Source organism: Enterobacter cloacae complex sp. 677-3DZ2D5B (assembly GCF_004136695.1).
GTDB classification, from domain to species: Bacteria; Pseudomonadota; Gammaproteobacteria; order Enterobacterales; family Enterobacteriaceae; genus Enterobacter; species Enterobacter hormaechei_C.
This window is the reverse complement of sequence record NZ_QFLS01000001.1, coordinates 126891-141836: the sequence shown is the minus strand read 5'-3', so window position 1 is coordinate 141836 and position 14946 is coordinate 126891. Positions and strand designations below refer to the sequence as shown.

General features: G+C 56.4%; 13 protein-coding genes. 1 reads left to right on the top strand and 12 read right to left on the bottom strand.

Translation table 11 applies throughout. The features are described 5' to 3' along the window. Positions 1-85 precede the first annotated feature (85 nt). The 6 genes from odhB to sdhC form a co-directional block, all read right to left on the bottom strand. Complete coding sequence (gene odhB, locus DD597_RS00705) at positions 86-1306, bottom strand: 2-oxoglutarate dehydrogenase complex dihydrolipoyllysine-residue succinyltransferase (protein WP_050870160.1); 1221 nt, start codon at positions 1304-1306, stop codon at positions 86-88. Positions 1307-1320: 14 nt separating this feature from the next. Beyond that, the gene (gene sucA, locus DD597_RS00700; protein WP_003858615.1) at positions 1321-4128 is read right to left on the bottom strand and encodes a 2-oxoglutarate dehydrogenase E1 component; all 2808 of its coding nucleotides are present in this window, start codon (positions 4126-4128) and stop codon (positions 1321-1323) included. Positions 4129-4351: 223 nt separating this feature from the next. Beyond that, complete coding sequence (gene sdhB, locus DD597_RS00695) at positions 4352-5068, bottom strand: succinate dehydrogenase iron-sulfur subunit SdhB (protein ID WP_003858617.1); 717 nt, start codon at positions 5066-5068, stop codon at positions 4352-4354. Positions 5069-5083: 15 nt separating this feature from the next. After that, positions 5084-6850 (bottom strand): succinate dehydrogenase flavoprotein subunit, encoded by a 1767-nt coding sequence (gene sdhA / locus DD597_RS00690; RefSeq protein ID WP_003858619.1) that lies wholly within the window; start codon positions 6848-6850, stop codon positions 5084-5086. Then, positions 6850-7197, bottom strand: a complete 348-nt coding sequence (sdhD, locus tag DD597_RS00685) for a succinate dehydrogenase membrane anchor subunit (protein ID WP_003858621.1) — start codon at positions 7195-7197, stop codon at positions 6850-6852. Before sdhD ends, sdhA begins: the two co-directional genes overlap by 1 nt. After that, complete coding sequence (gene sdhC / locus DD597_RS00680) at positions 7191-7595, bottom strand: succinate dehydrogenase cytochrome b556 subunit (RefSeq protein ID WP_026080740.1); 405 nt, start codon at positions 7593-7595, stop codon at positions 7191-7193. The genes sdhD and sdhC overlap by 7 nt, the downstream gene beginning before the upstream one ends. Positions 7596-8234: 639 nt before the next feature. Between sdhC and DD597_RS00675 the strand changes: the two genes are divergently transcribed. Further along, positions 8235-9518 carry a citrate synthase gene (locus tag DD597_RS00675; RefSeq protein WP_003858624.1) on the top strand — a complete coding sequence of 428 codons (1284 nt, stop codon included), beginning with the start codon at positions 8235-8237 and terminating at the stop codon, positions 9516-9518. Between the two features lie 85 nt (positions 9519-9603). Here the strand turns inward: DD597_RS00675 and nei are convergent, their stop codons facing one another. From nei to phrB, 6 genes are read right to left on the bottom strand one after another with little or no spacing between them, the layout of a single operon-like run. Next, on the bottom strand, positions 9604-10395 hold the full coding sequence (gene nei / locus DD597_RS00670) for an endonuclease VIII (protein WP_129255866.1): 792 nt from the start codon (positions 10393-10395) through the stop codon (positions 9604-9606). Between the two features lie 12 nt (positions 10396-10407). Next, entirely contained in the window at positions 10408-11154 is a 747-nt protein-coding gene (gene pxpA / locus DD597_RS00665; protein ID WP_129255865.1) for a 5-oxoprolinase subunit PxpA, read from the bottom strand. After that, complete coding sequence (gene pxpC / locus DD597_RS00660) at positions 11141-12073, bottom strand: 5-oxoprolinase subunit PxpC (RefSeq protein ID WP_129255864.1); 933 nt, start codon at positions 12071-12073, stop codon at positions 11141-11143. Before pxpC ends, pxpA begins: the two co-directional genes overlap by 14 nt. Continuing rightward, entirely contained in the window at positions 12067-12723 is a 657-nt protein-coding gene (gene pxpB / locus DD597_RS00655) for a 5-oxoprolinase subunit PxpB (RefSeq protein ID WP_003858633.1), read from the bottom strand. The genes pxpC and pxpB overlap by 7 nt, the downstream gene beginning before the upstream one ends. A 14-nt stretch (positions 12724-12737) precedes the next feature. Beyond that, on the bottom strand, positions 12738-13481 hold the full coding sequence (locus DD597_RS00650; protein ID WP_003858635.1) for a type 2 GTP cyclohydrolase I: 744 nt from the start codon (positions 13479-13481) through the stop codon (positions 12738-12740). A 10-nt stretch (positions 13482-13491) separates the two neighbouring features. Further along, entirely contained in the window at positions 13492-14904 is a 1413-nt protein-coding gene (gene phrB / locus DD597_RS00645; RefSeq protein ID WP_129255863.1) for a deoxyribodipyrimidine photo-lyase, read from the bottom strand. Positions 14905-14946 lie beyond the last annotated feature (42 nt).

Sequence of the window (14946 nt, the reverse complement as noted above, 5' to 3'; positions counted from 1 at the left end):
GTGTTCTATCCATCCTTCAGGTAATCGTTAGGTAGTGCTTTTGTAAGCCCGGCAAGCAACGCGCCGCCGGGCAAGACTGCAAAAACTAGACGTCCAGCAGCAGACGCGTTGGATCTTCCAGCAGCTCTTTAATGGCAACCAGGAAGCCCACGGATTCGCGGCCATCGATCAGACGGTGATCGTAAGAGAGCGCCAGGTACATCATCGGCAGGATCTCCACTTTACCGTCTACCGCCATTGGACGATCTTTAATGGCGTGCATACCCAGGATCGCGCTCTGCGGCGGGTTGATGATCGGGGTAGACATCAGCGAGCCGAACACGCCGCCGTTGGTAATGGTGAAGTTACCGCCGGTCAGGTCCTCAACGGTCAGCTTGCCGTCGCGGCCTTTCACGGCCAGCTCTTTGATTTTCTTCTCAATGTCAGCCATACCCAGGGTATCTACGTCACGCAGAACCGGGGTCACCAGGCCGCGTGGAGTAGAAACCGCCATGCTGACATCGAAGTAGTTGTGGTAAACCACGTCATCGCCATCGATAGACGCGTTCACTTCCGGGTAGCGTTTCAGCGCTTCAACTACCGCTTTCACGTAGAAGGACATGAAGCCCAGACGGATACCGTGACGTTTTTCAAACGCGTCACCGTACTGCTTGCGCAGGTCCATGATTGGTTTCATGTTGACTTCGTTGAAGGTAGTCAGCATCGCGGTGGAATTTTTCGCTTCCAGCAGACGCTCGGCCACGCGCTTACGCAGGCGGGTCATTGGCACGCGTTTTTCGCTACGTGCGCCCAGAGCGGGCTGTGCCGCTGGTGCTGCCGCAGGGGCTTCCGCTTTCGCCTCAGAAGGCGCTTTTGCCAGATGCTTGTCGATGTCTTCGCGCGTCAGACGGCCACCCACGCCGGTGCCTTTGATGGCTGCCGGATCGAGGCTGTGCTCAGCCAGCAGGCGACGGATCGCCGGGCTGAGCGCGTCGTTGGTCTGATCGGACAGAGACGCCTGCTGGCGCTGGGCCGGGGTAGACGCTTTTTCTTCAGATTTGGCGCTGGACTCTTTGCCCGCGCTATTGCCTTCACGCAGGCGACCCAGGATCTGGCGAGAAGTGACGGTCGTACCTTCATCTTCCAGGACTGCATCCAGAATGCCATCCGCTGAAGCCGGTACTTCCAGTACCACTTTGTCAGTTTCGATTTCTACCAGCACTTCGTCACGGGTTACCGCGTCGCCTGGTTTTTTGTGCCAGGTGGCGACGGTTGCATCTGCTACGGACTCAGGCAGGTCGGGAACAAGAATATCTACGCTACTCATTATGTATCCTTTAATTAATCGACGTTCAGCGCGTCATTGACCAGATCTTGTTGCTGCTTCTGGTGAACGGACATATACCCTACCGCCGGAGAGGCGGAGGCCGGGCGACCTGCATAACGCAGGGCAGACCCAAATGGAATCACTTCACGGAAATGATGCTGGCTGCAATACCATGCGCCCTGGTTGAGCGGCTCTTCCTGGCACCAGACAAAATCATGAACGTGAGCGTACTGTTTCAGCACTTCCTGCATCGCCTGATGCGGGAACGGATAAAGCTGCTCGATACGCACGATGGCGACATCTTTTTGATCGTTTTTACGGCGCTGTTCCAGCAGGTCGTAATAAACCTTACCAGAACACATTACGACACGCTTAACGGCCTGCGGATCCAGCTCGTCAATTTCACCGATGGCCGGCAGGAAGGTGCCGTTTGCCAGCTCTTCCAGGCTGGAGACCGCCAGTGGATGGCGCAGCAGGGATTTTGGCGACATGACTACCAGCGGACGGCGCATACCGCGCAGCGCCTGACGACGCAGCATGTGGTAAACCTGAGCCGGAGTGGACGGCACGCAAACCTGCATGTTCTGCTCGGCGCAGAGTTGCAGATAACGCTCCAGACGCGCGGAGGAGTGCTCCGGCCCTTGTCCTTCATAGCCGTGCGGCAGCAGCATCACCAGACCGCACATACGGCCCCACTTCTGCTCACCGGAGGAGATGAACTGGTCGATAACCACCTGCGCACCGTTGGCGAAGTCACCGAACTGCGCTTCCCAGATAGTCAGGGTGCGGGGTTCTGCGGTGGCATAGCCGTATTCGAAGGCCAGAACCGCTTCTTCTGACAGCACGGAGTCCCAGACCTTGAACTGGCCCTGACCGTTATGCACGTGCTGAAGCGGAGTATACGTTGAACCGTTAGACTGGTTATGCACAACCGCGTGACGGTGGAAGAAGGTGCCACGACCCGCATCTTCACCGGACAGACGAACCGGAATACCTTCGTCAACCAGCGTCGCATAGGCCAGCGTTTCCGCCCCGCCCCAGTCGAACAGCTTCTCACCCGCCGCCATGGCCTGGCGATCGCCATAGATCTTGGCCACGCGGGACTGCATCTCGATCGCTTCCGGCACGGTGCTGATGCGTTTAGCCAGCTCCTGCAAACGCTTCATCTCAACCTTGTTCGGGTAGCTCTCGTCCCACTCGTGGTTGAGGTACGGCGACCAGGTAAAGGAGTGCATGTTCATTGGGCGCAGCTCTTTCACTACGCATTCACCCGCGTCCAGCGCGTCGCGGTAGAGGTTGACCATCTCGGTCGCATCTTCCAGCGTCGCCACTTTTTCGCTTTCCAGCTTGTCAGCATAGATTTTACGCGGCGTCGGATGTTTTTTGATTTTCTGGTACATCAGCGGCTGGGTTGCACTTGGCTCATCCGCTTCGTTGTGGCCGTGACGGCGGTAGCAGAAGAGGTCAATGAATACGTCGCGCTTGAAGGTGTTACGGAAGTCCAGCGCCAGACGGGTAACGAAAGCAACGGCTTCAGGATCATCCGCGTTAACGTGGAAAATTGGCGCCTGAACCATTTTACCGATGTCGGTGCAGTACGGGGTGGAACGCGCATCCAGCGGGTTAGAGGTGGTGAAGCCCACCTGGTTGTTGATTACGATGCGAACGGTACCGCCCACTTCATAACCACGCGCTTTCGACATATTCAGGGTTTCCTGAACCACGCCCTGCCCTGTGACCGCCGCATCACCGTGAATGGTGATTGGCAGCACTTTATTGCTGCTCGGCTCGTCCAGACGATCCAGACGCGCACGCACGGAACCGATAACCACCGGGCTAACGATTTCCAGGTGCGACGGGTTAAATGCCAGCGCCAGGTGAACCTGACCGCCCTCGGTTTCGATATCAGACGAGAAGCCCATGTGGTACTTCACGTCACCGGTGCCGAGGTGCTCTTTATGTTTACCCGCAAATTCGTCGAACAGATCCTGCGGCTTTTTACCCAGCACGTTAACCAGCACGTTAAGGCGTCCACGGTGCGCCATGCCCAGCACCACTTCGCGCGTACCGCTCTTACCGGCATGACGAATCAGCTCTTTCAGCATCGGGACTAACGCATCGCCGCCCTCCAGTGAGAAGCGTTTTGCGCCAGGGAATTTCGCGCCCAGATAGCGCTCAAGTCCTTCCGCTGCGGTCAGTTCGCTGAGGAAACGTTTTTTCTCTTCTGCTGAGAAATTCGCGTGGCCTGCCACGGATTCGATACGCTGCTGGATCCAGCGTTTCTCTTCGGTGGAGGTAATGTGCATATATTCCGCGCCGATGGAGCCGCAGTAGGTTTGCTTGAGCGCGTCAATCAGATCGCCCAGCTTCATCGTGTCTTTGCCGATGGCAAAAGAACCTACGTTAAAGCTTTCCTGGAAATCGGCCTCGGTCAGATCGTGATAAGCCGGATCGAGATCCGCTACACGTTCCTGCTGCCACAGTCCCAGCGGATCGAGATTCGCATGCTGGTGACCACGGAAGCGATAAGCGTTGATAAGTTGCAGGACTTTTACCTGCTTCGCATTGGTGTCAGGGTCGGAAATCGCAGAAGAGTAACGTGAGGCATCCTTCGCCAGACGACGGAAATAATCACGTGTTTTTGAATGGAATTGATCCGGTTTGACCCCTGTACCAGGCAACTGCTGGAACATGGAACGCCAGTTTGCGTCCACTGAGTCAGGATCGGTTAAGAAGTCTTCATAGAGCTGTTCTATCCAGCTCTGGTTTGAACCAGAGAGGTAAGAAGAGTCCAGCCAGGCTTTCATTGCGCCGTTCTGCATCGTGATCCCTTAAGCATTTTTATGCTTACTTTCGCCGTAGAAACTACCACGCACACCACGTGTACGTGCCGGGGTTCACCTGCGAGCTCTTTTCATTTGGCCCGCGAAGGAACCTTTAGAAACTGTCTAAACTTCAGGGCAGTTTTTAAAGGTTTCTGCAATCTGTCCCCTCTCCCTTTGGGAGAGGGTTAGGGTGAGGGGAACAGCGCTCCCCTCTCACTACTTACGCACTGCGCTGCAACAACATCGACTTAATATGACCGATGGCGCGCGTTGGGTTCAGCCCCTTAGGACACACACTGACGCAGTTCATGATGCTATGGCAGCGGAATACGCTGAAAGCGTCACTTAGCCCTTCCAGACGATTCTCGGTTTCGGTATCGCGGCTGTCGATCAGGAAGCGATAGGCAGCCAGCAGACCCGCAGGGCCGATAAATTTATCCGGATTCCACCAGAACGACGGGCATGACGTTGAACAGCATGCACAGAGAATACACTCGTACAACCCATCGAGTTTTTCACGCTGCTCAGGAGACTGTAAGTGCTCGCGAGCGGGTGGATTTTGCCCATTATTCAATAAGTAAGGCTTAATCTTCTCATATTGTGCATAGAATTGCCCCATGTCCACCACCAAATCACGCACGACCGGCAGGCCAGGCAGAGGACGGATAACAATTTTCTGGCCAGGGCGGTTTAGCGCAGAAATTGGCGTGATGCAGGCCAGGCCATTTTTGCCGTTCATGTTCACACCGTCAGAACCACACACCCCTTCACGGCAGGAGCGGCGGAACGACAGCGTAGGATCTTTCTCTTTCAGCTGGATTAAGGCATCCAGCAGCATCATGTCGCGACCTTCTTCCGCTTCGAGGGTGTAATCCTGCATACGCGGAGCATCGTCTACATCCGGGTTATAACGATAAACTGAGAATTCGAGTTTCATTATCCTGACTCCGCATTAGTAAGTACGAATCTTCGGCGGGAACGCCGGACGCAGTTTCGGTTCCATATTAACGCTACGACGCGTCATGGTTTCCGACTCTGGCAGATACAGGGAATGGCACAGCCAGTTTTCGTCATCACGATCCGGGAAGTCGAAGCGGCTATGGGCGCCACGGCTTTCGGTACGGAAGTTTGCCGACATCGCAGTGGCGAACGCGGTTTCCATCAGGTTATCCAGCTCAAGGCACTCAACGCGCTGGGTGTTGAACTCGCTGGAGGTATCGTCCAGACGGGCATTCTTCAGACGCTCGCGAATCGCTTTCAGCTGCTCAAGCCCTTTGGCCATCGCGTCACCTTCCCGGAATACCGAGAAGTTGTGCTGCATACACTCTTGCAGCGCTTTACGAATTTCCACCGGATCTTCGCCGTTACGGTTGCCGTTCCAGCGGTTGAGGCGCTCAAGAGAGGCATCGATTTCGTCGTCGGTCGCATCACGCAGCGCGCCCTGCTCGGCAATAGATTCCTGGAGATGCAGCCCCACCGCACGACCAAATACCACCAGGTCCAGCAGGGAGTTGCCGCCCAGACGGTTTGCGCCGTGCACGGATACGCAGGCTATTTCGCCTACCGCGAACAGGCCTGGGATGACCACGTCTTCGCCCTGCTCGTTCACGGTCAGCGCCTGACCGGTCACTTTGGTCGGAATACCGCCCATCATGTAGTGACAGGTTGGGATAACCGGAATTGGCTCTTTCACCGGGTCGACGTGCGCGAAGGTGCGGGACAGCTCCAGAATGCCCGGCAGACGGGATTCCAGCACTTCTTTACCCAGATGGTCGAGTTTCAGCTTCGCGTGTGGACCCCAAGGGCCGTCACAGCCGCGGCCTTCACGAATTTCGATCATGATGGAACGCGCCACCACGTCACGGCCCGCCAGGTCTTTCGCGTTTGGCGCATAACGCTCCATGAAGCGCTCGCCATGTTTGTTCAGCAGGTAGCCACCTTCACCACGGCAGCCTTCTGTCACCAGTACGCCCGCCCCGGCGATACCGGTTGGGTGGAACTGCCACATCTCCATGTCCTGGACCGGCACGCCCGCGCGGATAGCCATACCGACACCATCACCGGTGTTGATGTGGGCGTTGGTGGTGGACTGGTAAATACGGCCTGCACCGCCGGTCGCCAGCACCGTAGCGCGGGCTTTGAAGTAGACCACTTCACCAGTTTCGATGCACAGGGCGGTACAACCCACCACGGCGCCATCGGCGTTTTTCACCAGATCCAGCGCATACCACTCGGAGAAGATGGTGGTGTGGTTTTTCAGGTTCTGCTGATATAACGTGTGCAGCAGCGCGTGGCCGGTACGGTCAGCCGCCGCTGCGGTACGTGCCGCCTGCTCGCCGCCGAAGTTTTTCGACTGGCCGCCAAACGGACGCTGATAGATGGTGCCATTTTCCAGACGGGAGAACGGCAGACCCATGTGGTCCAGCTCCAGAATCGCTTCCGGGCCGGTTTTACACATATATTCGATGGCATCCTGGTCACCGATGTAATCGGAACCTTTTACCGTATCGTACATGTGCCATTCCCAGTTATCTTCATGGGAATTACCCAGCGCAACGGTGATACCGCCCTGCGCAGACACTGTGTGGGAACGGGTCGGGAATACTTTAGAGAGCAGCGCACAGGTCTGGCCGCTCTGGGAAATTTGCAGTGCGGCGCGCATACCTGCGCCACCCGCACCAATCACAACAGCATCAAATTCTCTGACTGGCAGTTTCATTACACACCCCACACCACAACAAATCCATAAATGACGTAAACCAGCAGAGCAACAACAATAATCAGTTGCAGCGGAAGGCGAATCGCCAGCGGTTTAACGTAATCGGTCAACACCTGCCACATGCCAATCCAGGCATGAATAAGGATGGAGAACAGGGCCAGCAGGGTGAACACTTTGGTGAAGGCCGATCCGAAGAAACCACTCCAGATTTCCCACGTCAGCGTCCCGCTGGTCGCGAAGAAACCGATCATATAGATGATGTAAAGGGTGAGAACGATGGCGGTAGCACGGACCAGGATGAAGTCATGTACGCCGTTGCGTCCTAATGCGGAGGCGTTGCTTACCATACGAGAACTCCTGCGAGAAGTGAAAGCACGACAGTGATCACAAATGAAATGTTAGCGGTACGTTTACCGGCCTCGAACGTCTCTTCCAGGTAGCCAAAGTCCATCAGCATATGGCGAACGCCACCAACCACGTGATAGGCCAGCGCGGTCAGAATGCCCCACATGATAAATTTCACGAAGAAGCTGTTCATGATGGCTGAGGCCTGGAGGAATCCTTCAGGGGATGAGAGGCTGGTTCCCAGTAACCACAGCAAGATACCGACCGCCACAAACGTAATCACACCAGAAACACGGTGCAGAATGGACGCTATTGCTGTTACAGGGAATCGGATCGTTTTGAGATCCAGATTGACAGGTCTTTGTTTTTTCACATTTCTTATCATGAATAACGCCCACATGCTGTTCTTATTGTTTCCTTCCTCCGGACTGCGATGCGGGTCAGACAGCGTTCCTTTTCTATAACTGCGCGTCATGCAAAACATTGCTTCCAAATGCTAAAACGACACGTTACAACGCTGGGTGGCTCGGGATTGCAGGGTGTTCCGGAGACCTGGCGGCAGTATAGGCCGTTCACAAAATCATTACAATTAACCTACATACAGTTTGTTGGGTTTTCTCTGGAACAGTGATCGGGGTCACGATAACAACATCTTTTTAAATTTTAATCATCTGATTTGACAAATGTTAAACAATATTGTTACAAACGTCATCAGAAAAGGCATATAATGCGCAAAAGTTATGAGGTCTCTCTTTCACCTGACAAATAGTTATGTAACAGTGTGATGGTATTGACCGAAGTTATCAGGACAGTTATTAGTGATATACAGGTTTGAATAATTCGGACTGCAAAAACGCTGATTTGCTGTTGTTTCACTGATATTTCATTCGTTTACCTGCAAGGCGCCATAGCTCTGTACCCTGGTTTCTCCTCGTGAGCTGAGCGGTAAGCCAAATAACAATCTGGTAACGATGATTAACAGCTGAAAGCAAATCCGGTAAAGCGCAGTCTTAAGCATAAGGCGCTAAGGAGACCGTAAATGGCTGATACAAAGGCAAAACTCACCCTAAATGGTGATGATGCTATTGAACTGGATGTGCTAAAAGGCACGCTCGGTCAGGATGTTATTGATATCCGTACGCTGGGTTCCAAAGGGGTATTCACCTTTGACCCTGGATTCACCTCCACCGCATCTTGCGAATCCAAAATCACCTACATTGACGGTGACGAAGGTATCCTGCTCCATCGCGGCTTCCCCATCGATCAGTTAGCCACCGAATCCAACTATCTGGAAGTGTGCTACATCCTGCTGAACGGCGAAAAACCGACGCAGGCTCAATACGATGAATTTAAAACCACCGTGACCCGTCACACCATGATCCATGAGCAGATTACCCGTCTGTTCCATGCGTTCCGTCGTGACTCTCATCCGATGGCGGTTATGTGCGGTATTACCGGTGCGCTGGCGGCGTTCTACCACGATTCTCTGGACGTGAATAACCCACGTCACCGTGATATCGCGGCGTTCCGTCTGCTCTCCAAAATGCCTACCATGGCGGCGATGTGTTACAAATACTCTATCGGTCAGCCGTTTGTGTATCCACGCAACGACCTCTCCTACGCGGGTAACTTCCTGCGCATGATGTTCTCCACGCCGTGCGAAGAGTATGAAGTGAACCCGGTGCTGGAGCGCGCGATGGACCGTATTCTGATCCTGCACGCTGACCACGAACAGAACGCCTCGACCTCTACCGTCCGTACCGCAGGCTCTTCCGGCGCGAACCCGTTTGCCTGTATCGCTGCGGGTATCGCCTCCCTGTGGGGACCGGCGCACGGCGGCGCGAACGAAGCAGCACTGAAGATGCTGGAAGAGATCAGCTCCGTTGAGCATATTCCTGAGTTCGTGCGCCGCGCGAAAGACAAGAATGACTCCTTCCGTCTGATGGGCTTCGGTCATCGTGTTTACAAAAACTACGACCCTCGCGCGACCGTCATGCGTGAGACCTGCCACGAAGTGCTGAAAGAGCTGGGCACCAAAGATGATCTGCTGGAAGTGGCGATGGAGCTGGAACACATCGCGCTGAACGACCCGTACTTCATCGAGAAGAAACTCTACCCGAACGTCGATTTCTACTCTGGCATTATTCTGAAAGCGATGGGCATTCCGTCTTCCATGTTCACCGTGATCTTCGCCATGGCGCGTACCGTGGGCTGGATTGCGCACTGGAACGAAATGCACAGCGAAGGCATGAAAATCGCCCGTCCTCGTCAGCTGTATACCGGCTACGAGCAGCGTGATTTTAAGTCTGACCTGAAGCGCTAAAAGTTAAGCCCGGTGGCGCTACCGCTTACCGGGCCTACAAATACGAAACGTAGGCCGGGTAAGGCGTAGCCGCCACCCGGCTTTTTTATTTTTGACAATGTGGACACCAGTAAAAGGGTCTCGAAGAGAGCATAATCCTGTCGATAATCCCGCCGCACCGCTCGCACTTCTTCCCCGCCCGATGAAACACCTTGAACCGGAACAGCGCCCCGTGGTGCTTGTTTTCATCTACGATGCCACGCGTGTTGTACGACAGCCGCGGGATGTCCAGCAGCGCGTGGGACAGCGCCTCCAGCTGTTCATCGCTCAGCTGAGAAGCTTTGTGCTGCGGTGCCAGCCCGACTTCCCAGAGGATCTCCACCCGCAGGTAGTTTCCCAGCCCCGCCAGAAATGCCTGATCGAGCAACAGCCCGGAAAACTGCCGGTTGCGGAATGTGGGCGATAGCAGTCGGGCCTTCACATCGCTCGCCGTCAGGCGCATATCCAGCACGTCCGGCCCAACCCGCTGTAAGAACGGGTGCGTGAGCAACTGCTCCGGCGTTAACATTTCGATATCAGAGGCGCTGTAGAGCAGGATCGCCTTATCCGCCGTTTGTAGCCGCACGCGTAGCACGCGGGTCGTTTGCGGCTGTTCACCCGCCTCCACCACCCGCCAGACGCCGTAAAGCTGATTATGGCTGTATAACGTCAGGTTATGGGAAAAGTGGGTGAGTAACGCTTTGCCGCGCGTTTCAATGTGGGTCACCGTCTGCCCCACCAGCTGCGATTCAAACGGCTTGAGTTGAGGAAAGGCAAACCAGACGTGTGTCAGAGGTTTGCCCTTTATCGCCGCCTCCAGGCTATCCGCCGCGCGGCGGATCTCCGGACCTTCTGGCATGTTATTGTCCTTTCATGATTTTTCTGCGCTGACAACAATGCCCTCTTCCGAGAACGCCGCCCGCAGACGTCGCGCAAACTGGAGCGCATGCTCGCCGTCACCGTGTAAGCACACCGTATCAGCCTGAACGTTTGCCGTTGTACCCTCCGTTGAGGTTACTCGCCCGAAGCGCACCATCTCCAGCGTCTGCGCCAACGCTTTACCTTCGTCGGTGATCAGCGCACCGGCCTGCGTGCGCGGAACCAGGCTGCCGTCCGGCAGGTATCCCCGATCGGCAAACACTTCCTGCCGCGTGCTCAGCCCCAGCCGTTCGCCGGCACGGATAAGCTCGCTGCCCGCCAGGCCAACCAGCACCAGACGCGGATTGCAGTCCCGCACCGCGCGGGCAATGGCATCTGCCAGCGCCGGATCTTTCGCCGCCTGGTTATAGAGCATGCCGTGCGGCTTGACGTGGCGCAACACGCCATTCTCAGCGCGCACTATCGCCTCCAGCGCGCCGATCTGGTAGAGCATTTGCGCGTAAACCGTCTCAGGCGGCAGATCCATCGCCGTGCGGCCAAAGTTTTCCCGGTCCGGAAAGCTGGGGTGAGCGCCTATCGCCACGCCGTTTTTCATGGCATTGCGCACGCTCGCCAGCATGGTCTGCGCATCGCCGGCATGAAACCCGCAGGCGATATTCACCGAGGAGACCAGCGTCATCAGCGCCGCATCGGCGCTGCTGCCCTCTCCCAGATCGGCGTTTAAATCAATCTTTACCATCGAGCCTCCACGCCAGCTGTTCGAGATAACGCTGCTGATCCTGCCGGGCTTTCAGTGCCTCCTCCAGCGAACACTGCACAAAATGAATTGGCTGACCGAGAGGAATTTGCGCCAGATGGTAGCGATCGGCATCGATAATGCAGGCAATACGCGGATATCCTCCCGTGGTTTGCGCATCGTTCATCAGTACGATGGGCTGTCCGTTGCCTGGCACTTGAATCACCCCCGGCAACAGACCATGGGAAAGCAGCTCCCGGTCAGTCGTGCGGGTCAGCGGCTGTCCCTGAAGCCGGTAACCCATGCGGTTACTCTGCGGGCTGATCTTCCACGGCGAGCGCCAGAAAGACTCTTTCGCGGCTTCATCAAACTCCTGGTATTCCGGTCCTGGTAAGGCGCGGATCACGTTCCTCCACAGCAGCTGTTTCACGCCCTGCGTGGTGGTGAAATGGCGCGTTGAGGTCTTTATCCGCAGACGATCGCCGTCACGCAGCAGCCGTCCTTCATGGCCGCCCATTCCCGCTTTCTGGTCGGTGCTGGATGAGCCCAGCACCTCCGGCACGTCGATCCCCCCCGCTACCGCAAGATAGCTACGCACGCCGTGCAGAGGACGCTTGAGCGTCAGACGCTGCCCGGCCTTCGCCCGCAGGCGCCAGCCGGTCCACACCGCTTTGCCGTCCAGCGTCGCGTCACAGCCCGCGCCGGTTAAGGCAAACCAGGTTTCCTGACCAAACTCAATCACGCACTGACCCAGCGTAATTTCTAACGCCGCCGTGCTGCCTGCGTTACCTACCAGCAGGTTGGCAATCTCCAGCGAAGGGCGATCGAGCGCACCGCAGTAGCTCACGCCCGACTGACGCAGCCCAAAACGCCCGGCATCCTGTACCGAGGTGTAAAGCCCTGCGCGAATAAGCGTTAACATACTCCCTCCTTCTGTGGGATAAAGCGCAGCGTATCCCCCGGCCGCAGGAGTATGGGCGCGTCCTGGCCTGGTTCAAATAACGGCGTGGACGTGTGCCCAATCAGCTGCCAGCCTCCCGGTGAAGCGAGCGGATAAATTCCAGTTTGCTCGCCACCAATCGCCACGCTGCCCGCCGGTACGCTCAGGCGCGGCTCAGCCCGGCGCGGCGTATGCAGCTGGGGCGATAACCCGCCCAGATAGGGGAAACCCGGCTGAAATCCCAAAAACCAGACAACATAGTCGACTGAGCTATGCAGCTCCACAACCTGCTTCTCCGTTAATCCACAGTGCTCGGCCACCACGCCAAGGTCGGGGCCTCCCTTGCCGCCATAGACAACCGGGATCTCAATCGTCCGCGATTCCGGCTCCAGCGCCTCGCTCTCCTCCCACCAGCGTTGCAGACGCTCAATGGCATCCAGCGCCCCCGTGTGCGGATCACGCAGCACCACGGTGATATTATTCATACCCGGAATAGCTTCAACCACGCCGGGTAGCTCGGGCAGTCGCTGAGCCAGACGCCAGATACGCTTTTGCGTGGCAAGCGTCACCGGAGGCTCAAGTTCCAGAACCACTGCGGTTTCACCCAGAAGATAACAACGCGCTCGCTGCACTTAACTACCTCTCATCAGGCCGGATTAGGGATATCAATAAACGTCACATCCAGATCGGTATTTTCCGTCAGCCACTCGCTGAGGGCGCGGATGCCGCCACGCTCGGTGGCGTGATGGCCCGCCGCGTAAAAATGCAGGCCTTGTTCACGGGCTGAGTGGATAGTCTGCTCGGAGACTTCGCCGGTAATGAAGGCGTCGACACCAAAACGCGCCGCGCTGTCAATAAAGCCCTGGCCGCCGCCGGTGCACCATGCCACGCGCTTCACGGTATCCGGCCCGGTGTCGCCGCACCACAGCGGACGACGCCCCAGGCGCGCTTCGATCCACGAGGCCAGCTCCAAACCCGGAACTGGCATCGACAGTTCGCCCCACGGCACCAGGGGTTCAATTTCACCCATCACGGTAATCCCCAGCAGCTGCGCAAGCTGAACGTTGTTCCCCAGCTCAGGATGCGCATCGAGCGGCAGGTGATAGCCGTACAGGTTGATGTCATTCGCCAGCAGCGTTTTGAGTCGGTTGCGCTTCATGCCGCGAATAATCGGTGATTCGTTTTTCCAGAAATAACCGTGGTGGACAATCACCGCATCGGCTTCCTGACGCACCGCCTCATCCAGCAGCGCCTGGCTTGCCGTCACGCCGGTGATGATTTTTTGCACCGTCTCGCGCCCCTCCACCTGCAAGCCATTCGGGCCGTAGTCGCTAAACGAAGCCGTGTTGAGTTTTTCGTTAATCAGGCGTTCCAGTTCACTGTTTTTCATCATCATTCTCTCAAACTTTTCGGGCGGCTTCGTACGCCGCCAGCGTGGCGACGCGCGCCTGTTTATGGTCGACAATGGGACGGGGATAGTTCAGGGTAACACGCTGTTTATCCGCCCATACCCAGGGTTCATGAATGGCTTTGGCCGGGACATCCTTAAGCTCAGGCAGCCAGCGGCGGATAAACTCGCCGTCGGCGTCAAATCGTTGTCCCTGCGTGGTCGGATTGAAGATCCGAAAATAGGGAGCCGCATCCGTTCCGGTGGAGGCCGCCCACTGCCAGCCGCCGTTATTCGCCGCCAGATCGCCATCGATCAGCTGAGAGATAAAATAACGCTCTCCGGTTCGCCAGTCGATAAGCAGATCCTTCACCAGGAAGCTGGCGGTAATCATACGCAGACGGTTATGCATCCACCCGGTTTCATTGAGCTGCCGCATAGCTGCATCAACAATCGGGAAGCCGGTAAGCCCATGCTGCCATGCCTTAAGCAGCTTCTCATTCGACTGCCACTGTACCTGTTCGGTCCAACGAATAAAGGGCCGATGTTTACACAAATCAGGATGATACGTCATCAGATGGCGATAGAACTCACGCCAGATCAGTTCGTTCAGCCACACTGCGCCCGCCCCCCCGTCTAACGCCTGAGGCTGTTCCGCCAGCAGGCGATGTAAACACTGGCGCGGAGAGAGCGCGCCCAGCGCTAGACAGGCCGACAAGCGGCTGGTGCCTTCAATCGCTGGAAAATCCCGACACGCCTCGTACTCAACCGCCCCCTGCGCGCAGAACTGACGCAACCGGGCGATAGCCGCTTTCTCGCTGGCGGGGAACACTGTTTCATCGAACGACTGCTGGGGATAATTCAGCCTGATCGCCGGCAGATCCGTTATCGTTTCCCCTCTCACGGACGGGGCGGTAACGCACTCAGGTAGTCCCTCTTTCAGGCGTTTGATAAAGGCATTTTTAAACGGCGTGAAAACTTTATACATCTCGTGACTGCCGGTCATTACGCTGCCAGGCGCGAGCATCACGCTGTCATCAAAGCCTTCACAGACCACGCCCGCGAGGGATTTCTCCAGCTGACGATCCCGCTGCTGCTCGTTGAATTCATACTGATAGTTGTAATAAAGATGCGTTACTGCGTACTGCTGGCAGATTGCCTGCACCGTCTGACGCTGAGCGGCAAAATCATGGGCCTCTTTATAGATCAGCGGAATGCCTTTTTCGGCCAGTGAATGTTGCAGGTCATTCAGATACGCGCTGAGCAGTGCCGCTTGCCGGGGCGCCATGTCATGCTGCCGCCACTGTTCAGGCGTGGCGATAAACAGGGCCAGCACATTCGCGTCTTTAGCGCGGCAGGCCGCCGCGAGAGCGAAGTTGTCGTGAATGCGTAAATCCGCGCGAAACCAAACCAGATGGGTGGGCATAAAACTCCTGGCAATTGTCCATTATGTCCGTAAGGGCATGCC

Excerpts from the sequence above, each read along its gene's own strand:
- nei (WP_129255866.1), bottom strand. The coding sequence starts at position 10,395 with ATGCCAGAAGGTCCGGAGATCCGCCGCGCGGCGGATAGCCTGGAGGCG.
- sdhA (WP_003858619.1), bottom strand. The coding sequence starts at position 6,850 with ATGAAACTGCCAGTCAGAGAATTTGATGCTGTTGTGATTGGTGCGGGT.
- pxpA (WP_129255865.1), bottom strand. The coding sequence starts at position 11,154 with ATGGTAAAGATTGATTTAAACGCCGATCTGGGAGAGGGCAGCAGCGCC.
- DD597_RS00675 (WP_003858624.1), top strand. The coding sequence starts at position 8,235 with ATGGCTGATACAAAGGCAAAACTCACCCTAAATGGTGATGATGCTATT.
- sucA (WP_003858615.1), bottom strand. The coding sequence starts at position 4,128 with ATGCAGAACGGCGCAATGAAAGCCTGGCTGGACTCTTCTTACCTCTCT.
- DD597_RS00650 (WP_003858635.1), bottom strand. The coding sequence starts at position 13,481 with ATGAAAAACAGTGAACTGGAACGCCTGATTAACGAAAAACTCAACACG.
- sdhC (WP_026080740.1), bottom strand. The coding sequence starts at position 7,595 with ATGTGGGCGTTATTCATGATAAGAAATGTGAAAAAACAAAGACCTGTC.
- pxpC (WP_129255864.1), bottom strand. The coding sequence starts at position 12,073 with ATGTTAACGCTTATTCGCGCAGGGCTTTACACCTCGGTACAGGATGCC.
- phrB (WP_129255863.1), bottom strand. The coding sequence starts at position 14,904 with ATGCCCACCCATCTGGTTTGGTTTCGCGCGGATTTACGCATTCACGAC.
- sdhD (WP_003858621.1), bottom strand. The coding sequence starts at position 7,197 with ATGGTAAGCAACGCCTCCGCATTAGGACGCAACGGCGTACATGACTTC.
- sdhB (WP_003858617.1), bottom strand. The coding sequence starts at position 5,068 with ATGAAACTCGAATTCTCAGTTTATCGTTATAACCCGGATGTAGACGAT.
- odhB (WP_050870160.1), bottom strand. The coding sequence starts at position 1,306 with ATGAGTAGCGTAGATATTCTTGTTCCCGACCTGCCTGAGTCCGTAGCA.